Origin of the sequence: Aurantimonas marina (assembly GCF_017183135.1) — a bacterium.
Taxonomy (GTDB): Bacteria; Pseudomonadota; Alphaproteobacteria; order Rhizobiales; family Rhizobiaceae; genus Aurantimonas; species Aurantimonas marina.
The window spans coordinates 248,698-272,537 of sequence record NZ_JADDXW010000005.1; the positions used below are offsets into that span (position 1 = coordinate 248,698).

Annotated in this window: 19 protein-coding genes and 1 pseudogene; 8 read left to right on the forward strand and 12 right to left on the reverse strand. The window is 64.1% G+C overall.

Features of this window, described 5'->3' with window-relative positions:
* Positions 1-82 precede the first annotated feature (82 nt).
* Positions 83-1,597, forward strand: coding sequence for a ribose-phosphate diphosphokinase (locus tag ING15_RS08490; RefSeq protein WP_332873795.1), 1,515 nt, complete (start codon positions 83-85; stop codon positions 1,595-1,597).
* Positions 1,598-1,645: 48 nt separating this feature from the next.
* On the opposite strand, the gene ING15_RS08495 is transcribed toward ING15_RS08490, so the two are convergent.
* The 5 genes from ING15_RS08495 to ING15_RS08515 all read right to left on the reverse strand — a co-directional run bounded on the left by ING15_RS08495 (position 1,646) and on the right by ING15_RS08515 (position 6,800).
* Positions 1,646-2,086, reverse strand: a complete 441-nt coding sequence (locus ING15_RS08495) for a host attachment protein (RefSeq protein WP_206454352.1) — start codon at positions 2,084-2,086, stop codon at positions 1,646-1,648.
* Between the two features lie 154 nt (positions 2,087-2,240).
* Positions 2,241-3,293 (reverse strand): hypothetical protein, encoded by a 1,053-nt coding sequence (locus ING15_RS08500; RefSeq protein ID WP_232845637.1) that lies wholly within the window; start codon positions 3,291-3,293, stop codon positions 2,241-2,243.
* Positions 3,294-3,368: 75 nt separating this feature from the next.
* A complete protein-coding gene (locus ING15_RS08505) occupies positions 3,369-3,800 on the reverse strand; it encodes a DUF2267 domain-containing protein (protein ID WP_206454353.1) in 432 nt (143 codons plus the stop codon).
* 70 nt (positions 3,801-3,870) lie between these two features.
* Positions 3,871-6,261 carry a phosphoenolpyruvate synthase gene (gene ppsA / locus ING15_RS08510; protein ID WP_206454354.1) on the reverse strand — a complete coding sequence of 797 codons (2,391 nt, stop codon included), beginning with the start codon at positions 6,259-6,261 and terminating at the stop codon, positions 3,871-3,873.
* Positions 6,262-6,437: 176 nt separating this feature from the next.
* On the reverse strand, positions 6,438-6,800 hold the full coding sequence (locus ING15_RS08515; protein WP_206454355.1) for a hypothetical protein: 363 nt from the start codon (positions 6,798-6,800) through the stop codon (positions 6,438-6,440).
* A 374-nt stretch (positions 6,801-7,174) separates the two neighbouring features.
* Between ING15_RS08515 and ING15_RS08520 the strand changes: the two genes are divergently transcribed.
* Positions 7,175-8,137, forward strand: a complete 963-nt coding sequence (locus tag ING15_RS08520) for a metallophosphoesterase (protein ID WP_332873797.1) — start codon at positions 7,175-7,177, stop codon at positions 8,135-8,137.
* Positions 8,138-8,139: 2 nt separating this feature from the next.
* Here the strand turns inward: ING15_RS08520 and ING15_RS08525 are convergent, their stop codons facing one another.
* Positions 8,140-8,490 (reverse strand): CDP-archaeol synthase, encoded by a 351-nt coding sequence (locus ING15_RS08525; RefSeq protein WP_232845638.1) that lies wholly within the window; start codon positions 8,488-8,490, stop codon positions 8,140-8,142.
* 389 nt (positions 8,491-8,879) lie between these two features.
* Between ING15_RS08525 and ING15_RS08530 the strand changes: the two genes are divergently transcribed.
* Positions 8,880-9,524 (forward strand): dienelactone hydrolase family protein, encoded by a 645-nt coding sequence (locus ING15_RS08530; protein ID WP_332873798.1) that lies wholly within the window; start codon positions 8,880-8,882, stop codon positions 9,522-9,524.
* Between the two features lie 18 nt (positions 9,525-9,542).
* Here ING15_RS08530 and ING15_RS08535 read toward each other — a convergent pair whose 3' ends face one another.
* Both ING15_RS08535 and ING15_RS08540 read right to left on the reverse strand, forming a co-directional pair.
* On the reverse strand, positions 9,543-10,616 hold the full coding sequence (locus tag ING15_RS08535) for an AI-2E family transporter (RefSeq protein ID WP_206454357.1): 1,074 nt from the start codon (positions 10,614-10,616) through the stop codon (positions 9,543-9,545).
* A gap of 75 nt (positions 10,617-10,691) precedes the next feature.
* Positions 10,692-12,035 carry an erythromycin esterase family protein gene (locus ING15_RS08540; RefSeq protein ID WP_206454358.1) on the reverse strand — a complete coding sequence of 448 codons (1,344 nt, stop codon included), beginning with the start codon at positions 12,033-12,035 and terminating at the stop codon, positions 10,692-10,694.
* A gap of 431 nt (positions 12,036-12,466) precedes the next feature.
* Here ING15_RS08540 and ING15_RS19840 point away from each other — a divergent pair.
* The 3 genes and pseudogenes from ING15_RS19840 (at position 12,467) to ftsH (ending at position 16,169) form a co-directional block, all read left to right on the forward strand.
* Positions 12,467-13,035: pseudogene (locus tag ING15_RS19840) on the forward strand (hypothetical protein).
* A 519-nt stretch (positions 13,036-13,554) separates the two neighbouring features.
* Positions 13,555-14,097 (forward strand): Hsp20/alpha crystallin family protein, encoded by a 543-nt coding sequence (locus ING15_RS08555; RefSeq protein ID WP_206454361.1) that lies wholly within the window; start codon positions 13,555-13,557, stop codon positions 14,095-14,097.
* A gap of 158 nt (positions 14,098-14,255) precedes the next feature.
* A complete protein-coding gene (gene ftsH / locus ING15_RS08560; protein WP_206454362.1) occupies positions 14,256-16,169 on the forward strand; it encodes an ATP-dependent zinc metalloprotease FtsH in 1,914 nt (637 codons plus the stop codon).
* On the opposite strand, the gene ING15_RS08565 is transcribed toward ftsH, so the two are convergent.
* Positions 16,155-16,421: a YgaP family membrane protein gene (locus ING15_RS08565; RefSeq protein ID WP_206454363.1), complete on the reverse strand. Its 267-nt coding sequence runs from the start codon at positions 16,419-16,421 to the stop codon at positions 16,155-16,157. The two genes, ftsH and ING15_RS08565, sit on opposite strands and share 15 nt — an antisense overlap.
* Before the next feature lie 438 nt (positions 16,422-16,859).
* Here ING15_RS08565 and ING15_RS08570 point away from each other — a divergent pair, with 438 nt between their 5' ends.
* Positions 16,860-17,261 carry a phasin family protein gene (locus ING15_RS08570; RefSeq protein WP_206454364.1) on the forward strand — a complete coding sequence of 134 codons (402 nt, stop codon included), beginning with the start codon at positions 16,860-16,862 and terminating at the stop codon, positions 17,259-17,261.
* Between the two features lie 120 nt (positions 17,262-17,381).
* Positions 17,382-19,253: a PHA/PHB synthase family protein gene (locus ING15_RS08575; protein WP_206454365.1), complete on the forward strand. Its 1,872-nt coding sequence runs from the start codon at positions 17,382-17,384 to the stop codon at positions 19,251-19,253.
* A gap of 57 nt (positions 19,254-19,310) precedes the next feature.
* On the opposite strand, the gene ING15_RS08580 is transcribed toward ING15_RS08575, so the two are convergent.
* From ING15_RS08580 to ING15_RS08590, 3 genes are read right to left on the reverse strand one after another with little or no spacing between them, the layout of a single operon-like run.
* On the reverse strand, positions 19,311-20,522 hold the full coding sequence (locus ING15_RS08580; protein WP_206454366.1) for an efflux RND transporter periplasmic adaptor subunit: 1,212 nt from the start codon (positions 20,520-20,522) through the stop codon (positions 19,311-19,313).
* Between the two features lie 2 nt (positions 20,523-20,524).
* Positions 20,525-22,888 (reverse strand): ABC transporter permease, encoded by a 2,364-nt coding sequence (locus ING15_RS08585; RefSeq protein ID WP_206454367.1) that lies wholly within the window; start codon positions 22,886-22,888, stop codon positions 20,525-20,527.
* 4 nt (positions 22,889-22,892) lie between these two features.
* Positions 22,893-23,606 carry an ABC transporter ATP-binding protein gene (locus tag ING15_RS08590; protein WP_206454369.1) on the reverse strand — a complete coding sequence of 238 codons (714 nt, stop codon included), beginning with the start codon at positions 23,604-23,606 and terminating at the stop codon, positions 22,893-22,895.
* Positions 23,607-23,840 lie beyond the last annotated feature (234 nt).

The window sequence follows — 23,840 nt, forward strand, 5'->3', positions numbered from 1 at the left end:
TGACCGAGATCAATGTCTGCGCTGGACGTCCGGGCGAGCCTGCTTTGCATGCACATCGTCAGCACGAAGGAGGCCGACGCCGGTGACGACACTCGCGCAGACACCCGTTCCCCTCCGGCGGCTGTTTCGTCGTCTCGACTTCGCCCCCGTTCCCACCGACGATTTCCTGGGGCGCCTGCTCGCGGTCTGGCAAGCGCGACGAGACGAGCTGATATTTCCGTCGGAAAGGGATCTCAACATTGAGGAACTCGGCCCAGAAGGCACGTTTGCTTTCGTATATGGCGTGCCGCAGCAGGGGCTAAATTATACGCTTCGTTCGGGCGCCAAATCGTTAGATGCGGTGCTCGGGCACTGCGAGGTCGGGGCGAGCTTGGCCGCCGCGCCACGCCGTCGCGGGGCGGTACGGCTCAGGCGTTTGTTCGAAGTCGTCCGACAAGCAGGCGAACCCTTGCTCGCGGAATTTACGCTCGACGAGGCGGGCGGCGAGCCGAACGCGGCCGAGATCCTGCTGGCGCCGCTCTCCGAGGACGGCCATACCGTCGACGCGATTGTCGGCGGGCTATCGCTTCGCCCGATGAAAGCGGACGGATCGAGCCCTAAACGACGTGCCGTGGTCCGCCCGGACGGTCCGACGCTGTTCGCGCTCGGTTCCAGCGCAGCCTTCGGAGAGCGTGTCGCCCGACATCTCGACATCATGCTTGCGGCTCACGAGGAACGTTTCTTCGAGGACGGCGAGCACAAGGCGCGGCCGCTTGTCCGCGTTCGTGACCGCGATGTCTATGTCATCGACAGCCTCACCGGCGACCTGCGGCACACGAGCAACGACAAGCTCTGCCGGGTGCTCTTCTTCATCGGCGCTCTGAGGGACGCGGGCGCCGATCGGGTCACCGCCGTCGTTCCCTATCTCTGCTATGCCCGCAAGGATCGGCGGACCAAGAGCCGCGACCCGGTCACGACCCGCTATGTCGCCCAACTGTTCGAGGCGGTGGGGACGGATCGCCTGATGACCATGGAAATTCATAATCTCGCCGCCTTCCAGAACGCTTTTCGCCATCCGACGGTCCATCTCGACGCCAATAGCGCCTTCGTCGGTCATTTCGCGGCGGAGGTCGGGGACGCCCCGGTTGCGGTCGTCTCGCCCGATCTCGGCGGCGCCAAGCGGGCGGAGATCTTTCGCGAGCGGCTGGAAACGACGCTCGGCCGTCCCGTCGCGAAAGGCTTCATGGACAAGCAGCGCAGTGGTGGTGTCGTGACGGGGGAGCTATTCGCCGGGGATGTCGATGGCCGCGTGGTGGTCGTGGTCGACGATCTGATCAGCACCGGGACGACGATGGCGCGGGTCGCGGCGGTCTGCCGTGCCAAAGGCGCGACGAGGGTTTCGGTCGCGGCGACCCATGGCCTGTTCACCGGTGGTGCCGATGCACTCTGGGGCGAGGCGGCGATCGATGACGTCGTGATCACGGACACCGTGAAGCTGCCCGCGCTCGACGCTGGCGCGGTCGCAAACCGCCTGGTCGTGCTGGAGACGGCGGACATTTTCGCCGATGCCATCACGGAGTGTAGTCGTGCGGAGTTCGGCATTCGTCGTCGGGCCTGAGGCGTCGGGACAATCACGCCCCGAGCGGAGACTGCCGGCGTGCTGGCCTCAGCTCAGATGGCGCTGGATTTCGTCGACGGGATGCTTCGTGAGGTCCTTGTCGACTTCGGCGACGATCAGCTTGCGAACCGCGTCGGTGAAGCGGCCTCGCAAATCCGCCAAGGCCTTCGGCGGCGCCACGACGATCAACGCCGGTACATTTTCCCGGGCGCAGAGCCGGTCGATCTCCTCGGCCACGTCGGACGCGAACGCCGCTTCGGCCGCGGCATGCCAGTCGGTCTGCCCGACGGCGCTGCGCCGGCCCTGGGTCTGCGTTCTGCCAGGCTCGTCGCTTCCGTGCTTGCTAGTGAGCGGGTTGTCCGGCGCTTCGAGAACGTGCTCGACCGTTAGATTCGGACTGAATGGGCCGCCTTCGTTTATGAGCACGAGGGCCTTGCGCCCGTCGGCGACGAGGACCCGCGCACGGTGCGCGATTTTGACCGTGGTCATGGCGGTGACACTTCCTGCGTTCGATGATCCAGGATCACAGGGTAGCCGCATTGGCGACGCCCGGCTTTGACAAGGATCATGTCCGCTCGCTCTCATGTGGCGAGATCCGACCGCGCCGTTGCCACCCCGGCCGCCGGGCGACAGCGCCGCCTGGCTATCGCAGGGATTCTTCCGCCACGGCGAGGTATCGGCTCGCGAGCGGTTCCCATTTGGCCGGTTCCCGTGGTGCGGCATCGAGAAGGTGGGCGAGCGAGAGCCGGGCGCGCAACACCGCGCGAAAAGCGGTGTAGAACGCGACCAATCGCGGCGGCGGGCGGTCGCCGAGTTGATCCGCGACCTGCTCGATGAGCGCTGGCCCGATGGAGGGCGCGCCCAGTATCCGGCATTCCAGGCCGAGAAAGGCCAATTCGTCGAACGGATCGACGAGGCGCAGTTCCGGACTGAATTCGAGACAATCAAAGACCACGATCGGGTCGGTCAGGCAGATGTGCTCGGGCCGCAGGTCACCGTGCCCCTCGACGATCCGACCGGTGCGCGCTCGGTCCTCGATCAGCGGGCGGTCTGCTGCCATTCTCTGGTCGAGCTCGTCCAGCACCTCCGGAAGGCGCGCGGGGTCCACCGCGAAGGCGCGGTTTGTCAGGATCGCCCGATTGTCCGCCTGCTGTGCCAGGAGACGGTCGACATAGGCAGCCGGATCGAGCGCCGGATGGTCGGCCGTGCGGTAGAACCGCGCCAAGAGGTCCGCGATCCGGCTGGTCTCGGTCGCGCCGATCTGGTCTTCGTCAAGCATCCGGTCGAACATTCGATCCGCCGGCAGGCGCCGCATTACCACAAGCCAGTCGACCACGGTTCCGCGGCCGTCCAGCGCCAGATCGCCGGAATCGTCCTGGGTAAGGGGAGCAGTTCCCAGATAGGTCTGCGGCGCGAGCCGCCGGTTGAGGCGGACTTCCTCGCGGCAATTGGCCTCGCGGGCAGCCAATGTGGTGAAATCCAGGAAGGGGAAGCGGACCGGCTTTTTCAGCTTGTAGACGAGGTCGCCGGCCAGAAAGACCCAGGACATGTGGGTCTCCGTGACGAGGACATCGGCCGGGGCGTGATCGTAGGCGGCCGGCTCGCTGAGGAAGCGGACCTTGGCTTCGATGGGTCCTGTGCCGGCGCCATCGGGCGGCGACGCGGGGATGTCAGCGGATTTCGGGTCGCTCGGCATGGGGACGCACCGCATCAGATACGGGCCGAGATGTCATCGGCACGGCCCGAGGCGGCGGTCGCGACGGGCCATGCTTCAGCGGGTCGGCCAGAGATCCCGCAACGCCTTGCGCATGGAGTTGCGGACCTGGGTGATCTCGCCTTCGGAGATGTGGTTGTCCAGCAGCCTGAACACCGCCGCGATGGCTTCCTCGGTGTCGTCGAACGGATCATCGCGGAGATCGTTCTCGACGCGGGCGACGAAATCCTCTTTCGTCCGGTTCCAGGCCGGTGTCGCGGAGGGCTGCCACCCCTCGAAGAAGATGCCGCGAATGAGGACGGGCAACTGCGCCGACAGGTCCGCGGCTTCCTCGACCGAGATCGCGTCGCGCAAGGCGTGAAGCACCGATCGCAGCAGGCGCAGGGCGTGACGCTCGCCGCCCTCGTTCAGATCGTCGGCAAGTTCGTTGACCCATTGCTGCGCCTGTTGGGCGCCATGGGCGAAGGCTGGAATTGCGCTGCCGGTCACGATCCTGTCCTCCGGACGATATGTCGATCACCCCTTATGGGCGTGTTTGCGACATCCGCATTGCGGCAGATCAATCTGCCGATCCGCGAGCTTCGGCGCGCGCGACATGCTGCTTGACCGCGGCGAAGCTGTCCGGGCTGACGGAGATCGAGTCGATCCCGCATTCGACCAGGAAGGCGGCAAAGGCGGGATTGTCGCTCGGGGCCTGACCACAGAGACCGACCTTCGCACCGGCCTCGCGGGCAGCTTCGATCATGCTGCGGATCATCCATTTCACCGCCGCGTCCTCTTCGTCGAACAACTCGGCCAATAGGCTGGAATCGCGGTCGACGCCGAGCGTCAGCTGGGTAAGGTCGTTGGAGCCGATGGAGAACCCGTCGAAACGTTCGGCAAAGCCGCGCGCGAGGATGACGTTGGCGGGGATCTCGCACATGACGTAGACCTGAAGCCCGTCCTGATCGCGCTTCAGCCCGTTCTCCGCCATGACCTCGAGAACCCGGTCGGCCTCGCCGAGCGTGCGGCAGAACGGGATCATGACGATCACATTGGCGAAGCCCATCTCCTCGCGCAGTCGCCGGATCGCGCGACACTCCAACGCGAAGCCTTCCCGGTAACGCGGCGAGTAGTAGCGCGAGGCGCCGCGAAATCCGAGCATCGGATTCGCCTCCTCGGGCTCGAAGCCCTGTCCGCCAACGAGATGGGCATATTCGTTGGTCTTGAAGTCGCTCATCCGCACGATGCAGGGATGGGGGTGTGCAAGGGCGGCGATGCGGGCCAGGCCTTCGGCCAGCCGGTCGACGAAGAAGGCCGGTTTGTCCGCGTAGCCGCGCGTGATGGCCTCGATCTCGGCCCGGACGGCCGCATCGGTGATCGCAGCGAAATTGACTAGCGCCATCGGGTGGATCTTGATGGCGTTGTTGATGACGAACTCCATGCGGGCAAGGCCGACGCCGTCGGCCGGCAGCCGCCACCAGCGCGCGGCAGCGGCCGGATTGGCGAGATTCAGCATGATCTCGGTGCGGGTGGACGGCGCCTCGCCGGGATCGCTCTCCTCGACCGTGATGTCCGCGTCGCCTTCGTAGATGAAGCCCAGGTCGCCCTCCGCGCAGGACACTGTGATCGCCTGCTCGTCATGCAGCAGCTGCGTCGCGTCACCAGTGCCGACGATGGCCGGCAGGCCGAGTTCGCGGCTGACGATGGCCGCATGCGAGGTGCGCCCGCCGTGATCGGTAACGATCGCGCTCGCGCGTTTCATGATCGGCACCCAATCGGGATCGGTGGTTTCCGTCACCAATATGGCGCCGTCCACGAAGCGGTCGATTTCGTCCGGAGTGCGGATCATGCAAACCGGCGCCGAGACGATCGCCTGTCCGATCGAAAGACCCGTGCAGAGCGTTCGGCCGTGGGCGCCGAGCCGGTAGCGTTTATGTACACCGGCGGTTCGCTGCGACTGCACGGTCTCGGGTCGCGCCTGGACGATGAAGAGCGACCCGTCGCGGCCGTCTTTTGCCCATTCGATATCCATCGGACAGCCGTAATGCCGTTCGATCGCCTGCGCCCAACGGGCCAGCGCGAGGATGTCGTCGTCACTCAGCACCAGGCTTTGCTGTTCGACGCGCGACGTCGGCACGTTCTTCACCGGTCGCTCGCCGCCCTTGGCGTATATCATCTTGATCTGCTTGGCACCGAGCGTCTTCTGGATGATCGGCCTGAGTTGGGGATTGTCGAGAAACGGCTTGAAGACCTGGTATTCGTCGGGATCGACGGCGCCCTGCACGACGTTTTCGCCGAGCCCCCAGGCCGCATTGATGATCACCACGCGGTCGAAGCCGGTTTCGGTATCGATCGAGAACATCACGCCCGAACTGCCGAGATCGGAGCGCACCATCCGCTGAACGCCAACGGACAGCGCGACCTTGAGGTGGTCGAAAGCTTTCGTCTCGCGATAGCTGATGGCGCGGTCGGTAAAGAGCGAGGCATAGCAGCGCCGACAGGCATCCAGCACATTCGCCCTACCCGCGACGTTCAAAAACGTCTCCTGCTGGCCGGCGAAGCTCGCGTCCGGGAGGTCTTCGGCTGTGGCGCTGGAGCGGACGGCGACATCGACATCGCCGACGTCCGAGCGGCGCGACAATTCCTCGTAGGCCTTCGTGATCGCGGTGGCGGATTCGTCCGGCCAGTCGCCGCGCAGGAATGCCGCCCGGATAGCCCGGCCGGCTTCGGCAAGCGTGATCTTGCCGGCCATGCGCTCGGCGAGCGTATCCTGGATGGTCGCCGCGATTCCGTTCGCCGCGACGAAACGTCGGAACATCTCGGCCGTCGTGGCAAATCCAGGGGGAACCGCCACACCCGCCGGGGTTAGTTTTTGGACCATTTCCCCCAGCGAGGCATTCTTGCCGCCGACCTCCGGCACGTCGCCCCGCGCGATTTCCTCGAACCAGCGAATTCCGCTCCTGGGCATTGCGTATCTCCCGCTGTCTCTCGTCGTTGGCGATTGTGAAGGCCGGTCAGCAGTCGGCTATGACATCGATCAAGCGATCGCGAATTTCATCGACGACAGATCATCCCTTGGTTCTACACTGGAACTGGATCTCCTCGGCCCGGCCGGTCGGAGGCTGCCAGGCGAGGCCGCAACGTCTACTGAAAGCCTTTTTCGTATCCGGAAATGACCTGCAGAACGGCCGCCGAAATAGCGACTGCGGGAGACGCGCCACGTCCCGCGGCCATCGTCTGATCGTCGTCCTGGGACTCGTCTTCCTTCAGGACACAACTCCATTGCGAGCCGGGACGCGTGCTGCCTCTTAGCGTCACCGCCCAGCCGGGCAGGGCCTGAGCCGCGAGGGCCAGCGCGCCATCCGTCGACGCGAGGGCGTCAGCGGGCGCCGCCACCGCGGGCACGTGCTCCTCGAGAGCGTGACGGATGTCCGTTACCAGGTCTAAGTCCACCTCGGAGGTTGTCGCGCAGCGAACCAGCAGGCTTTGCAGATTTATCTCGGCCATAGTGATCTGATTCCTTCCATGGATGACCAAAGGCATGGTCGAGTCCCATCGCCGGTCACGTTGCTTCAGCGGGAGGGCGGCAGACTGAGCCGTTATGTCTGCACCTGTTCTCCCGGAGACCGATGCGCACAGCTGTGCGGTGCTCCCACGGTCTGCGACTGACCGCGCCGGAGGCCCTACCGACACAACGACATCGATCAGACCGCCGCATTGACGCGGATCAATGTCGAAGCCTCGCCTTCGCCGGCACGTTGCGAATCCCAGCGGACGCGGGCGGTTCGCGGGACGGGGCATGCCTCGGTCTTTCCGTATTGAGGGGCGCCCAGGGGTCGGCGAAAATTCTTCGCGGCGGAGCACGAGAGAAGGCGGGCACAGTGAGATCACCGGATCCGACTGAAGAGGAGCTAGACGCGCTCGCTTTGCTCGAGTCGCGGATCGGACATCTGCATGTCCGACAGCGGCTCGGACTGGAGAGGGATTATGAGGCCCATGTGTTTCGACGGGGCACGCACTTCTTCCACATCGAGAACTGGTATTCGATCCACGGCCTGATCCGCGGCGGGCTGAAACTCGTCGGCCTGCATCGACGCGGCCAGCGCAACGCTCACGCCATCCAGGTCCGTCAGAACGAGGTCCGCCTGACGGACTTGCCTGCGGCGTTCGATGGCTACACTGTCCTGCAGCTCTCCGATCTCCACTTCGGCATGAGCTCCGGCTTTCTTGGGTCACTCCTGGAGATGCTCGCGCCGCTTCGCTACGATCTCTGCGTCGTCACCGGCGACTATCGCGCGCTCACCTTCGGCCCATGGGAGGCAGCGGTCGACGACCTCCGCCGTTTGCGGCCGCATCTATCAGGCCCGGTTTACGCGATCCTCGGGAACCATGACACCATCCGCATGGTCCCGGCGATGGAGGACTCGGGCTATCGGTTGCTGCTCAACGAGTGGGTTCGGTTGTCGCACGACGGCGAGACGGTGTATCTCGCCGGCATCGATGACGCGCATTTTTACCGGCTGGAAAACTATCATCGCGCCGCTCATGATATCCCCCAGAACGCAGTTTCTATTCTTTTATCGCACACGCCCGAGGCCTATCGGCACGCCGCTCATGCCGGGTTCGATCTCATGCTGTGCGGCCACACTCACGGCGGACAGATCTGCCTGCCGGGCGGCATCCCCATCCTGACCGATGCCGATAGCCCGCGCGCCATGGCCAAGGGATCGTGGCGCTGGCACGACATGGCAGGCTACACATCGGCGGGGGCGGGCACCTCGATCGTGGATGTGCGGCTGAACTGCCCACCCGAAGTGACCCTGCACCGACTGCGGCGGGCATAGCCTCAATAAGGCCGATCCCGGATATTGAGCCGATACAGCAAGACGGACAGCAACGTTTCGAGGACGATGAAGGCGGCGATCAGAACAAAAATATCGGCAGCGCCCAGATTCAGCTGAGCCTGGAGAACCAGGAGTGGCAAGAGGGATTCGGGGATTTGATCGAGCCCGAACGCCCGCGCATGCACCGCCAGGCCCAGCCGTCGCTTGCTGAAACTGGCGAACAGGTCGCCCATAAGCGCTGATGCGGCGAGAATCGCGCCGAGCCCCCAGCCCATTCCCAGAAGACTGGCCGCCAGGCTGGTGCACAGAATCGAGGCGACGACACCGCGCGCCGTCTTCGCCGCGCCGAACAAGCGACGCCCGTCGAAAAATGTCGATCCGCCGTCGAGCGGCATAGCCAGGCGACCCGCCAGAAGCCTGGTCGCGAGGACCGGAGCGCCGTTGGCGATGAGGAGCAGCGCAAGAATTCGAGCAAGCAGGAGTGCGTCGGCTATTGTCAGAAGTCCTTTGGTCAAGGAAGGCGCAGTCGGTTCGGCCGCGAACCGGTACCGATTGGCGGCCAAACATTCCAGTTTCCTCAAACGGCGTCTTTGATTAGGCGCAAGGCGTTTGCCGAGAGTTGCTTCGATCGTCCCGCGACGCGGGGGGCTGGCCGAATTTGACGGAGGTCAATGACGCATCGACAAACTGGTGGATGCTGGCGGCGCAGGCCACTAGTGCACAAAAGCGAGGAGAAAAGCCGGTGAGACGCCTTGAGACGACGATTTCCCCGCTTGGACTTTCGGCGACCTTGCGGGCGCCGGATGACGCCGGGGGCCTGATCGTGTTCGCTCACGGCAGCGGCTCCAGTCGCCTCAGTCCCCGCAACGTCGCCGTCGCGGAGGTCCTCGGCGAACAAGGGTTTGCGACGCTACTGTTCGATCTTCTGACCGAGGCAGAGGAGGGGGATCGGCGCAACGTCTTCGACATACCGCTTCTGGCCGATCGCCTGCTTGACGCCGTGCGCTGGATCGAGGGCGAGTCAGGGCTGTCCGAACTGCCGCTCGGTCTGTTCGGCGCCAGCACGGGCGCCGCGGCCGCGCTGGTCGCGGCCGCCCGGCTCGGAACACGGATCGCGGCGGTGGTGTCGCGTGGCGGCCGTCCGGATCTGGCCGGCGACTTCCTGCGTGACGTCAGGGCGCCGACGCTGCTGATCGTCGGGGAGGCCGACCGCGAGGTGTTGAAACTCAACGAGGACGCCTTTGCCCAACTACGCTGCAAGAAGGCTCTTCGGATCGTCCCAGGGGCAACCCATCTCTTCCCCGAACCAGGCGCCCTCGAGACCGCGATCGAATTCACGGTGGAATGGTTCGGCGCACATCTCGCGGGCGTTCCCAAGGCTGATTGAGAGCAGACGATTGCGCGGCTATTCGAGGGTCTCCGGGTAACCTGTTCGGTCCCGCTCCGCCCAGATTTCGATGAGCATGATCGTGATCGTGACGGCCAGTGGCCCCAGAATCAGGCCGGCCATCCCGAACAGGACGAGGCCACCGATGATGGAGATGAATGCGGGAACGGTATGAAGACGGAGCCGGTCTCCAACGAAGATCGGCCGCAAAATATTGTCGATACTGCCAACCACTACGGCGCCCCAGACGGCAAGAATGGCGGCCTTGCCCAAGTCACCGTTGATGGCGAGAAAAATGGCGGCGGGTATCCAGACGATGAACGCGCCCAGCACCGGCACGATGGACAAAAGGCCCATGACCAATCCCCAGAGCAGCGGGGTTGGCAAGCCGAGAAACGAGAAGATCAGGCCACCCAAGATGCCCTGGATCGCCGCGACCGCGATCGTTCCATAGACCGTGGCATGGATGGTATCGACCACGCGCGTGAACAGCCGTTCGGTCTCAGCCGTGGTCAATGGCAATCGTTCTGTCAGAAAACGTCTTGCCGTCGTCTGATCGCGCAAGAAATAGAACAACATGTAAAAGGTCAACACGAACTCGATGACCTGCACGGCGGAGTTTCGCGCGAAGGCGGCGCCGGCGTTGCTCAGCCAACTGGCGAGATTTGCGATCACTGCCGGCAGGTCGATCTGTTGCTCGATCCACTTGCCGACCGGCGCAATGCCGGGCTGGGCGTCGAGAAGCTGCTGTATCGCGCCGGACCTCAGCCTCTCCTGAATGAGCGAGACACTCGCCGCCGCTTGTTCGATGAGGCGCTCGACCACGAAGATGGCGGGTCCGGCAACGGCCAGGACAACGATCAGCACCGAGATCATGGCGGCGAGATTGGGCCATGCCACAACGTTGACGATTCTCGCATGCAGCGGAGCAAACAGGATCGCCAGGGTCAATGCCCAGGTCAGAGCACCCAGAAAAGGCGCCGCCAAGAGGATGCAAACGACCAGACCGGCAATCGTCACCGCGGCGAGGACGAGGACACCGCTATGTCCGCCTGTCTGCTTTTCCTTCTCTCGCGATGCGATGGGTTCCATGGTTCGCTGCTTCATCGGAAAGACGCGTTCCTGTCGTTCTCGCGGCCGGGGGTCCCTGGATCAGTCTTGGCTTGGCTAAACGCCGAACGGATAGGTGTCCGGCGATCCCTTCGGCCGGGGTGCGGGCAGCGGGGTGATCGCGCGCGTTTCTTCGAACCAGACATAGGCGTCGAACTGCTCGGACAGGACCGCCTCGAAATAATGGCTGTAGATCTCCGTTTCCGGACGGTAGACGACGCCGATGGCGCGCTCCAGACGCGGCTTCGACAAAAGCTCGCGCACCTCGCCGTGTTTGGCATCGCGCAGGACCGTCAGTGAGCGCGCGATCCCCGTCTGCCGGAAGACACGCTCGAAGGAATCGGGCCGCGACGGAAGCACGCGCTTGACCTGCATCCGCCCACCCCAATCGTCCGCGGCCGCAACGGTGCCGCGATCGGTACCGAAGCCGATCAGAACGGCTTGGTCGCGGTAGGCGGTCCGGCAGAGTTCGCCGATGTTGAACTCGCCCTGCCAGCCCATCGCCGTGGCCGCCGCATTGCCGATGTGGGAGTTGTGCGCCCAGACGACCGCCTTCGCCCTGGGACCGCGTGCGTTCATGAGATTTTGAAGCGTATCGAACATGTGCCGGTCACGCAGGTTCCAGGACTCGGTCGAGCCGCGATACATGATGCGGTAATAGCGCTCCGCCGTCCGCACGATGCGGGCGTTCTGCGCGGCGTCGAAATAGGCCTCGCCATCCTTGCGCATGTAGTCGAGGCGGTTTTCCAGGATGGACTTGAGTTGCGCCACGACGGCGTCTTCGCAGGTGTTGCTGTGCCCAAGCACCACCGACCGGCCGTAAAGGGCTGGATCCGCCTGCCAGGGTGTCAGGCAACCGTAGCGCTGCCTTGCAGAATCCGCTGCGAGCGGATCCACCCGCTCCAGATAATCGAGGACCGCGGTGATCGAAGCGTACATGGAATAGACATCGAGGCCGCGAAACTCGACGCGACGATCCGTCGGGAGGCTGGCGTTGTGCTGACGCAACCATTCAGCGAACGTCGCGACCTCCTCGTTCCGCCACATCCAGGTCGGGAAGCGGGTAAAGGTCTCCTCATCATAGATCCCCGCCGCGCGGTGCCGGACATGCCGATCAATCCGTGCCGCGTCGGGCCAGTCGGCTTCGACCGCGACGATGTTGAAGCCATGTCGTTCGATAAGCTGCCGCGTGATGGCGGCCCGCGCCCGATAGAAGTCCGAACTGCCATGGGTCGCCTCGCCAAGAAGGATCACGCGGGCACCGCCAAAGCGATCGAACATCGCACCGAAGGCTTCGGCTTTCTCGGGAGGCGGGAGCGAGTCGCAAGCGTGCCGGATCGCGTCGGCGGTCTCGTCGGCGCCTGCCGCCCGGAACAGTTCGGATGGAAGCAGATCTGCCATCGAAATCTCCTGTCGCGGGGAGGGCGGTGCCATCTGGCCTAGGGAATCCGCGAATGCCAGGCTGCTGAGGGGTGGATCGTGGCGGCCAGGCTCCCCAAAGATGGCGACCAGCCTATGGGGGCAAACAACAAGCGCTTTGACATCCATCAAGGCATGCTCTGATCGCGGCCAGCATGGCACGCTATTCCCTGACAGACCCATTCATCCGACGGATTGACGCAGATCAAGATGTCTCATCGGCGGGTTGACAAAGTCGGGCTGAAAATTTCGTGCCTCGCATGTGCCCGGGGCAAAACACGTCGTTCGTCGATGCATCGAACAAATGTGCGGCGTCGGGCGCGACGAGGCTACCAATGGGCAAACGGTATGCGGAAGCCCGCTCCTTGCGAGATCAGCTGCGCCGTCGCAACGAGCGCGTCACCGAGCAATACATGGTGCAGGTGCGGTTGTGGTTGCCGGTTTCCAAGTCATGCTCGCGAACGCGGGTCATCGCGAGCGGCGATGCCCGCCATGCCCTGGCGATCGCCGCCGCCAAAGACCAGGCGGACATTATCGCGATCGCGCCCCGCGACGATGTGGAGATCCGCCGCGTCACTCTCCTCAACGAAAGCGGCCGGACCCGCGAGATCGACTTGACCAGCTACGCGGAAGTGGTGCTCGCGCCGGCGGCCCATGAGCGGCACCCGGCATTCAGTAAACTCTTCGTCCATAGCGAAAGGCTCGCCGAGCCCGGTGCGTTCATATTCACCCGCCGGCCCCAGCCCCCGCGGACCGGCCTCCGGTCCTCGCTCATCGCCTGGTGGCTGAGGACCCGGCGGTGACATCAGGCGGACTCGAGACCGACCGTCGTGCCTTCCTGAGTTGCCATGGCAATTCGGAACATCCACCGGGCGCGACCGACGTGCTGGTCGGCGGCGCCGGATGGACGCTCGATCCGGTCATGACGCTCCGCGCTCGAATTCGCCTGGCTCCGGAGCCCGGGCACAACTCGCCTTCGTGACTTGCGCCGCCGGCTCGCGTGAGACGGCGCTCGACAGGGTGATGGAGGACGCCTTGCGATCCGCGGCGATCGAGCCGCCGGCACACATGTTGGCCGCCGCGTCGCAAACGAGCCTTCCCGCGCAGGCGCGACTCTGAGCTTGGGTCTTTCCGGCGATTTGCCGATCGTTCTCGTGCGGGCGGCGGATGATTTGCGTACGCAACTGCTCCGGTCACCCCAGCGTGGAGCGGATTGGCAAGAGCGCGTCGCGCAACCGTCGCCGCAATCTTTCACATCCGAAGATGGCGAGGCTTGCGAAGATGGCGAGACTTGATCCCGCTCAAACGCCACGATGATGCGAAATCTTGATCAGGATCAATGCCGAAGCCGGATGCTCGGGCTTTGGTCATCCTGTTTCGTGGCAACAGCAGGCGGATTTCGCCTCCTCAAGTCTACGTGCTTGGCCGGCAAGACGTTCGCGGCGCGCTGGCGCGCGCGCCATGAAAGGGGGCAGCCCCGCTCATCGATAGGAGAAATATCATGGCCGATACAGCAACCAGGCTCCCCGTCAAGACCGACAAATCCGCCGCGCCCTCCACTTCGGCGTCCGGGCCTTGGGCGCCGTTCGAGACGCTCCGTCACGAGATGGAGCGCCTGTTCGACAGGTTCGGCGGCGGTCGTTCGCGAACGATGCTCGCCCGTCCGACTTTCGATTTTGATCTCTCCTGGCCGCGGGAGATGACGTTCGGAACCGTCCCTGCCGTCGACATCGCGGAAAGGGAGACAGAATACGAGATCACGGCGGAATTGCCAGGACTGGATGAGAAGGATGTCGAAGTCAGACTCGCCAATGGCTCGCTGATCATCAAGGGCGAGAAGAAGGAGGAGAAAGAAGAGAAGGAAAAGGACTACTACCTCTCCGAGCGCCGCTACGGGTCCTTCACGCGCTCTTTCCGGGTTCCCGACGGGATCGACACCGATAACATCGCGGCAAGTTTCACCAAGGGCTTGCTGACCGTGAAACTGCCGAAGACGGCCGAGGCGCAGAGCAAGGAAAAGAAGATCGCGGTAACGGCCGCCTGACGGCTGGTCCGCCGAGGCGAGCAGTCGTCCCGGGTGTCCCTGCGACGGCCGCCACTATGTTCATGCCGTCGTCTTGCCGCTGCCGCATTTTCCGCCCGTCTTGATGCAGTCGGAAGTTGACCGTCAAGATCGCGTCTTTCGATTGACCGGAGCCATACATGGCCAAGGATTCGCCGCCGCCGCCGCCGCTGCAAAAGCAGACAATCATCATCTGGTACGTTCTCGCGGCGGTTCTCGGCTTCAGCTTGCTGCAGTGGGCCTGGGGGACCTATTCGGAAATCGAGACCATTCCGTTCAGCCAATTCGAGGAGCTTTTGTCGAAGGACCGGGTCGCGGAGGTCACCGTCGGCGCGGATACGGTCCAGGGAACGCTCAAGAAGGCTTTACCGAGCGGCAAGACGCGCTTCGTCACTAACCGTGTCGACGCCGGGCTGGCGGATAAGCTCATCGCCCACGGAGTGACGGTGACCGGCGCGCCATCCAGCGGTTTCGCGGGGACCCTGCTCGCCTGGGTGCTGCCGTTCTTCGTCATCTACGTGATCTGGATGTTCCTGTTCCGTCGCATGGCCGGTGGGCAGGGCCTCGGCGGTCTCATGTCGATCGGCAAGTCGCGGGCCAAGGTCTATGTGGAGAAGGACACCAAGGTGACCTTCGCCAATGTCGCCGGCGTCGACGAGGCCAAGTCGGAACTGCAGGAAGTCGTCTCCTTTCTCAAGGACCCGACGACCTATGGCCGACTGGGCGCCCGCGTGCCGAAAGGCATCCTCCTGGTCGGGCCACCGGGCACCGGCAAGACGCTGCTGGCTCGCGCCGTGGCGGGAGAGGCGGGTGTGCCGTTCTTCTCGATCTCAGGGTCCGAGTTCGTCGAAATGTTCGTCGGCGTTGGTGCGGCGCGGGTCCGTGATCTGTTCGAACAGGCGCGCAAGGCCGCACCGTCGATCATCTTCATCGATGAGCTCGACGCTCTCGGCCGCAGCCGCACGGCGGGCGGCTATGGCGGCTTCGACGAAAAGGAGCAGACGCTCAACCAGCTGCTCGCCGAACTCGACGGATTCGATCCGAGCGTCGGCGTCATCCTGCTCGCCGCCACTAACCGGCCGGAAATCCTCGATCCCGCACTGTTGCGGGCGGGGCGTTTCGACCGCCAGGTTCTGGTCGACCGGCCGGATCAGGCGGGCCGCCTTGCCATCCTCAAGGTGCATGCCGGCAAGATCATCCTCGATGACGATGTCGATATGGCCAAGGTCGCGGGCCTGACCACCGGGTTCACCGGGGCCGACCTTGCCAATCTGATCAACGAAGCGGCGATCGCCGCCACCCGCCGCGACGGGGCTTCGGTTGCATTCGGCGACTTCACGACCGCTATTGAGCGGATCGTCGCCGGCATCGAGAAGAAAAGCCGCGTTCTGAGCGAGAGCGAGCGCCGCCGCGTCGCCTATCACGAAATGGGCCATGGGCTGGTCGCGGCCAATCTGCCGGGCGTCGATCCGGTACAGAAGGTCTCGATCATTCCACGCGGCGTCGGCGCCCTCGGCTATACCATGCAGCGGCCGACGGAGGATCGGTTCCTGCTCGCCGCCAGCGAATTGAAGAACCGGATCGCCGTCCTGATGGGGGGGCGCGCCGCCGAAGAGCTGATCTTCGAGGGCGACGTGTCGACAGGCGCCGCGGACGATCTCCAGAAGGCGACCGACATCGCCATCGAAATGGTAACGCGCTACGGCATGGATTCGGGCCTCGGCGAACGGACCTATACGCGGCCTGCGCAGGGGTTTCTCGCCGTGCCGCAGACCCGCGCATTCGAGGCCTCGCAGGCCACCGAGCGCGAGATCGACTTGGCTGTCCTTGCACTCATCGAGAGCGCGGCAGAGCACGCCAGGGAGATTCTCGCAGGACAGCGTTCCGATCTGGACGCCGGAGCTGAGATGTTGCTCACACGGGAGACGCTGACGGCCGAGGAGTTCGCACCTCTGCGGAGAGGGCCGCAAACCGCGGCGGGTCCGTCCGGCGGTGCGCCGTCGCCGAAGGCCGCGCTGGCGGCCTTCAAGGCAAACGGATCAGAGAAGGCCTGACGGGCGATCTGACGGCGGGGTCGATGCGTTGGCGCTTTTTCCGCCCCCGGACTTGCCGCTGGTGCTGGCGCCGAACAGGGCGTAGGCGGGACAGAACCGGACGAGCGCGGTGAGGATGAGGATCGCGGCGACGGCATAAGCCACCCATGACCACGGTGATGCCAATGACGTGTAGGCATAGGCGGCGAGCGCGATGCCAAGGAGGATACGGACGACGCGGTCGGCGGTGCCGACATTGGCGGTGCTGAACATGGAAAGACCTCCTGCTGGGGTTGAGGCCGGGCCATCGTGTCGTCGAGGGCACGAGCCGAACGGAGCCAAAGCTCGCGCGTGGGCAGCCAAGCTTCGACGGCTGCCCGCATTGCGGATCGATCGCATCGTTGCCGGGCGGCGCTGGCTCGGCATTGATCTGGATCAGTAAACATCGCTGCGGGGGAGATTTCTCCTTGGCGGGCGACGGCCTTTCGGCCGGACCAGCGCCGCCGGCATCCGGTTCTTCGCAAATGCACCTGCACGCTTGATCTGCGTCAATGACGCGACCCTGCGGTCGGATGAACGTCACGCGGAGCGTGCGGATGCGCATGTAAAGCTGTCTGGACGCTCTGCGGGAAACCGGATGGTGGATGGTCGCCGGTCGAGGCTCGAAAGCCGATCGGCACCCTCCGCCATCGAACGACCGGGAGAGACGGAATGAAAAGACCTGATGATGGGGCCAGGACGGTGGTGCCAGGCTTCGATCTCGAGGAGTTGTCCGCCGCCGGCCAGCGTTCTTTCGCGGCGATGACGCACATGAATGCGCATCTCTTCCACGCACTGGCGCGATACAATGGCGAATTGCTCGACTTCACTAAGAACCGGCTGGAGCGGGATCTGCTGATGTCGGAAAAATTGGCCGGCTGCAAGACGGTCGATGAAGCCGTCGATCTTGTTCAGGACTTCTGCAAGACCGCACTTGCCGAGTATTCCGACGAGGTCGGCGCACTGGTGGAGCTTGGCACCAAGGTGACCTCCTCCACGATGGACGGGATCGGCAGGGAAACAGCGGCCATGATCAACGGCAAGGCCGAGACGCTGGTGCCAGCGTCCCACTGACGGGGGAGACGTTAGCGCTGCAACGGATCGTCGGCGGCGGTCACTCCGTCATCGACGAATATAACAGCCAGTGCGCGTCCCCGCTTGCGATCTCCTTGCGACATGGCATGAGGCAACCGAATGTCGGGAACACTCAGAAGGCAGCGCCGACAGGCGGCGGAACGGCGCCCAGGAAGAAGCCATCCGCCGCAGCGGACATCCGCGCAGACATACCGCGACGTTGAGCCGGGTACCCGTCAGCCTTCGCCGCCGCCACGCGACCAGTTTGACTACGCAGCGGTTCTGGATCGCAGCGCCCATGCCGCCATCGCCCGGATGACCGGCGGAATATCGCCGGCCAGTTTGGCGGAGGCGTGGTTCGATTGGGCCCTGCATCTGACGGCCGCACCGGGCAAGCGGCTGGAACTCCTTGATCTCGGGTTTCGCCAATGGAGCCGGCTGGCTGACTACGTCTACCACAGTGCTCTGCATGAAAGTCTGGATGGCAGGGGGCCATGCGCCTGTGTCGAGTCAATGCCGAACGACAAGCGGTTTTGTGACAGTGCGTGGCAGGTCTGGCCTTTCAACGCGATCCATCAGGCATTCCTGCTGCGGCAGGAATGGTGGCACCATGCCACGACTGGTATTTGCGGCATGACGCCACATCACGAGAGGGTGGCGGATTTCGTCAGTCGCCAGATCCTCGACACCGTCGCGCCATCGAACATGCTGGCGCTCAACCCTGAAGTTCTTGATGCCACACTGCGCGAGGGCGGGCGCAATCTCGTGCGCGGTCTTTGCAACGCGATCGACGACATACGGCTGGAGCTGGAAGGAGCGCGGCCGCCCGAAGTCGAGGCCTTTCGCCCTGGCGTCGGGGTGGCGCTCACGCCAGGCCGCGTCGTCTATCGCAACGAGCTGATCGAGCTGATCCAGTACGCTCCGTCCGGGGATCGGGTGCGGCCGGAACCGGTGTTCATCGTGCCGGCCTGGATCATGAAATACTACATCCTTGATCTGTCGCGGCACAATTCGCTCGTGCGCTATCTGACCCACCAAGGCTTCACGGTGTTCATGATCTCCTGGCGCAATCCTGGACCGGAGCAGCGGGAGATATCTTTCGATGACTATCGCCGCCTCGGCGTCATGACCGCGCTAGATGTGGTCGGCGATATCGTCCCGGACCGAGAGGTCCACGCCGTGGGCTATTGCCTCGGCGGCACCTTATTATCCATTGCCGCGGCAGCCATGGCACGGGCAGGGGACACGCGGCTGGCAACCATCAGCCTGTTTGCCGCCCAGACCGATTTCGAGGAACCGGGCGAACTGTCGCTGTTCATCAGCGATAGTCAGGTCGCCTTCCTCGAGGATTTGATGTGGGAGCAGGGGACCCTCGACTCGCGACAGATGGCCGGCGCTTTCCAGATGTTGCGGTCGCAGGACCTCGTCTGGTCGCGCCTCGTGCGGCACTACCTGCTTGGCAAGCCGACACCGATGTTCGATCTGATGGCCTGGAACCTCGACACGACGCGACTGCCGTTTCGCATGCATTCGCAGTATCTGCGGCAGCTGTTCCTGCGCAACGACCTCGCCGAGGGGCGGTATCGCGTTGACGACCAGCCGGTGATCCTGTCGGAAATCGACGCGCCGATCTTCCTCGTCGCTACGGAGACCGATCACGTGGCGCCGTGGAAATCGGTCTACAAGCTTCATCTTCTCGCCGATGCCGAACTAACCTTCGTTCTGACGAACGGCGGCCACAACGCCGGGATCGTATCGGAGCCCGGACATCCCGGCCGCCGCTACCGCATCACCTCGCGCGCTGCCGAGGGCGCATATCGCGCACCGGAGGAGTGGGAGGCGACAACCAAGGAGCAGGAGGGATCCTGGTGGCCTCGCTGGGCCGACTGGCTGGGCGAACGAAGCGGAGCCGAGACGACGCCACGACCGATGGGATCGGATGCGTATCCCGTTCTCGACGCGGCGCCGGGGCGCTATGTTCTTGAGGACTGACCAGCGGCTTGCCGCGGGTCAGTCCGGGGACGTATCGCCTCCCGTTCGCAGGACCCGTCAGGAACCGCTCTGTCGCGGCGTCACCGCAACCCCGTCGCCGACCGTGTCGCTGGGAAACAGGATGATCTTCGCGTCCGGCTTCAGCCCGTCGATCAATTCCGCCGCCGCGGTGTCGCGATGGCCGATGGTGACTTCCGTCAGAACCGCGCGGCCGTCTTCCACGGCGTAGACGCTCCATTGATTGCCCATCCGGAACAAGGCGCCGAGCGGCAGCCGACGAACATCTTCGCCGTGCCAGAGCACGATGCGGGCGACCACGCGGTAGCGATGGCCGGGCCGCTTCTTTCCGTCGAGCGGCGAAACGATGTCGAGCCGGACATTGACCCGTTGCTCCTCGATGCCGAGGGCGGAGACCTTGGTAAAGGCGGTCGGTTCGATGCGGCGAATGCGGGCCTGCAGGTCCGGCCCGCCCCAGCCGGTGATCGACGCATCCGCGCCCTCGCGCACGGCGACGGCATCGGCGGATAACAGATCGACCACGACTTCGAGCCGCGTCGGATCACCGATTTCCGCGAGGGGAGTGCCGGTCGGTACGACCGTTTCGCTCTCCAGCGGCACCGACAGGACGACGCCGTCGCTCGGCGAGAAAAGCGGAACGCAGTGGCAGGAGTTGCTGGCATCGAGCGGGTCGCCCGGCTGCAGGAGCCGCGCCCTGGCGCTTGCGAGTTCGCTCTGGCGTATTGCCAGTTGAGCCTCTGCCCCGCGCAGTTGGGCACGCTGGCGATCGACATCGGTGGCCGCCAGTTCGAGCGCCTTCGCCGAGAGGGTGCCGGTCTTGCGCAGCGTTTCGACCCGGTTCAACTCCGACTCCGACTGGCGCAGATCGGCCTGGGCGTGATTGAGATCGGCCTCGGCCAGCGCCACGGCGGCGTTCGCGGCGTCGATCGCCGCGCGAAGTTCGGACTCGGATCGGGCGTCTATAAACGTTGGATCAGAGGGACGCAGGGTCGCAACCTGGGTCCGGTTGGCGATGACCGTATCACCCACATGCAAGGAACTGCGTTCGATCTTTGCCGGAAACGGCGCGGAAATCGCGTAGATCTCGCGGAATTCCACCATCCCTTCCTCATCGATCGTCACCGTCAATGGCCCGTTCTCGACAGTCGCCAGGTCAACGGATGTCGGCTTCGGGCGAAGCGTCTCGTAAAATGCGAAACCGACCGCTGCGGCGCCCAGAAACACGAGTAAGACTTTCAGCCAGCGGCCCATCTTCAGTCTCTCGTCTTGAGGACACGGATAAGATCGAGCCTATCAACGCGTCGCCTTATGATGAAGGCGGAGAGTACCGCGGCCGCCAAAACGACGAGACTCGCCTTGGCAAATGTATGTGCCTCGAGAACGATCGGAAGCTGGAAGAGGTCGCTTTCGAAGCCGCGACCGACGAGCATGGCGAACCCCGCCCCGAGGCCCCAGCCGAGAGGTTGGGCAACCAGTACGATGATCGCCATCTCGACCAGCAATACCTGCGACACTTCGCCGCGGGTAAAGCCAAGGACTCTCAGGCTCGCAAGTTCCCGCGCCCGTTCGGACAGTTGGATTCGGGCCGAATTGTAGATGACGCCGAACGCGATGATGACCGCGAGTGTCACGTAAAGCGTCATCATGATGGAGATGTTGCGCTGAATGGTTTCGCGAAATTTTTCCCGCGACAGGGTTTGGAGGCCGATCGACGCGATTGTCGGGGTGTTCTTGATGGCGGAATACAAGCGATCCAATGCCCGCGTATCGATGGCCAGATGGGCGCCGCCGACCCGGGGGCCTTCGCCCGCCAACCGTCCAAGGGCGTCCATGTCCATGTAGACCGCTAGGCCAAGGTAATTCCGGATGACCGCGCTGATCCTCACGTCGACCACCTCCCTCCTTCCGGTCAGGATCTCGACGGTGACCGTCTGACCGCGGGTCAGGCCGAGAACGGCAGCGACCCGTTCGGAGATGGCAAGTCCGTCTGCCGGCAGGACCACCGGCTCCAGGTCTTCGTCGAGAACTCGCGAGAGCGTCGCGCCGGGCGGCTTTCCGGTGATGGCGAGTCGGCGCGACAGGCTGCCATGCCGGAGCAAGGCCGGGAGACTCCGATATGGCTCGGCGATGAGGATACCCGGCAGGTGGCCGACGGCTGCCATCACCGAGGGTGGCCGTTCCTCGGCGAAAGTCAGGCTGGCATGTTGCCGATCGGAACGAAAATAGATCGTATCAATCATGAAGTTCACAGAATCGCCAGCAAACAGCGCCGTTACCAGAAGGGCGACGGCGAGCGCGATGCCGAAACTCGTGGCCGCCGCACGGAGCGGGCGATGCACAAGATGACGGATCGCCATGACCGTCAGGCGGGAAAATATCCGCAACAGGCCGAATTGCTCCATGAAGTGGTGTCGGTAGCGCGACGGCTGCGGCGGTTGCATGGCAATCGCCGGCTCCAGGGCGAGAACCGACATGATCGCCTTCATCGCCCCGATCAGTGCCGCTGCGAGCGAGATGCCCGCGGCCAGAACATACAGGTCCAGGCTGGATTGGAAGATCAGGAAGGGAAACGAGAAGAAGTTGCCATACAGCCTTGTGAGACCTTGACCGAGCCAGGTTCCGGCAACTGATCCGATCGCGATCCCGACCGCTGAAATGGCGATGACGAGCTTGGCGTAGTGCCAGGCGATCGTGTGGCTAAAATACCCGAGCGCCTTGAGCAGCCCGATCTGCTCGCGCTCCAGCGCGATGAGCCGCGACAGAACGATATTGATAAGAAAGGCCGAGACGATCAGGAAGATCGGCGGGATGATCCGCGCCATCGCCGAGAGTTCCGTCAGCTCCGCATCCAGGAATGCGTGGGATAGATGGTCCTTTCGACCGTAGGCGGCCGTTCCCCCATAGGGGCGCAGAAGGCGATCGACGGCGGCGACGACGACGGCCTCGTTCGCCCCGGGCAGAAGCCGCAAAACCGCGTCGTTGAATGCGCTTTCCCGGTCGAACAGTGGGGCGAGCACATGCCGCGTCATGTAAAGAATGGCGAAGCGGCGCGGATCGGGCACGATGTCCCCTGGACCAAATGAATAGATGAATTCCGGCGAAAGTACTGTGCCGACGATCCTGAGCCGCTCCTTGCGGCCGTTGAGAATGGCGGAAAATTCATCGCCGACACGGAAGTCGTGGGCCAGGGCGAAATCCTCATTGACCGCCACCTCCTTGGGGCGGTCGGGCTGCGGCAGGGTGCCACTGCGAATGACCAGGCGATTGACCCGCGACGCCCTGCGGTCGGGGATGGAAACGACCTGTGCCGTCGCCGGTTCGCGGACACCGTCAAGATCGAGAAGGATTGTGCGGCTGATCCGCAATTCGAAAGCCGCGACTCCGTCGATGACCGCGATCGACTGGCCGAGAGCGATCGGCGCGCGGTTGGCCTGGGCAAAGACATGGGCAAAGCTGTAGCGCTCGTAATAGGCTTCTCGCGTCGCCAGCAGTGAGCGGTAGGCGCCGACGGCGATGATGATAGTCATGACCCCGCAGGCCATGACCAGGGCCACGGCCAATCCCTGCGCCCAGAGACGAGCGAGATCACGCAAAAGCTTGCGGTCGAGTGCGGTCATCGCATCACCACGTCACCTGGTTGGGCGCGACGCGTGTCTCGTTGCAGATGACCTGGGCGATGCGTCCGTCGACGAACTGGAAGACACGATGGGCGATCGCCTGAATCCCGGCATTGTGCGTGATGATCGCCGTTGTCGTCCCCAGCGTTTCGTTGATTCCAATCAGCGCCTCGAGCACCTTGATGCCGGTGGCTGAATCAAGCGCGCCAGTGGGTTCGTCGCACAAGAGCACTTCCGGCTGCTTGGCGACGGCGCGCGCGATGGCGACGCGCTGTTGCTCGCCACCCGACAGCTGGGCGGGAAAATGATCCTGGCGTTCCGAAAGGCCGACGAGCGCGAGCGCATCGGAGGGGTTCATCGACCTTGGCGCGATCTCGGTGACAAGCGCCACATTCTCGCGCGCCGTGAGGCTGGGGATCAGATTGTAGAACTGGAAGACGAAGCCGACATGGTTGCGCCGGTAGAGCGTCAGCGCCCGGTCGGAACTTTGCGTCAGGTCCTCGCCCTGAAACGTCACCCGGCCGGCGCTGGCGCGATCGAGCCCTCCCATGATGTTGAGCAGTGTCGACTTTCCCGAGCCGGACGGACCCAGCATGACGACGAATTCGCCGGCATGGAGTTCGGCGTCGACGCCGCGCAAAGCCCATACCTCGACGCCGCCGGTCCGATAGACCTTGGTGACCTCCTGCATCTGGAAGACTGGAGTGACGCTGGACATGCTGGCCAGCTTATCGGTCGCGCTACGTCAGCAGGTTGACCTCCATCAATTCCAACTGTCGAGCGGCGCACGGGGCTCGCGGAAGACCGCCTTAGCCTGACATTCGGCTATCGTGATCGCGAGCGCATATGTCATTCACCGATCGCCAGAAGAGCCCGTTGTCGCAGGATTTCGATATTGCGGGAATCGATCAGCTTGATGAACCCCAGTTCCTTCAGTCTCGTGAACGTCCGG